A 245-nucleotide genomic window follows, 5' to 3' on the forward strand; every position below is an offset into this window, starting at 1 on the left:
CTCGTGCATGATCTCGAGGCGTCCGTCTGGATAGTCGCAGACCACGACCTTCTTACCTGCCAATGGCCTGGAAATCTCGGTCGGATCGAGAATGAACAGCACCTTGTCGTAGCGTAGCGTCAGCGATTGCGACAGGGTGCGCACTTCCTTGCGGCACATGGCGCCATCGAGGTTCTCATGATCGGCCAGCGGTCGGTGCATGTCTTTCGGATTGCGTGGCGGCTTGCCAAAGCGCGCGTTGAAAT

Annotated in this window: 1 pseudogene; it reads right to left on the minus strand. The window is 58.4% G+C overall.

The annotated features are described in order from the left end of the window. Positions 1 to 245: pseudogene (locus tag ACEN88_RS36055) on the minus strand (ISNCY family transposase); the annotation flags it as partial.

The organism is Massilia sp. CT11-108, from assembly GCF_047302915.1.
Lineage (GTDB): Bacteria > Pseudomonadota > Gammaproteobacteria > Burkholderiales > Burkholderiaceae_D > Telluria > Telluria orientalis.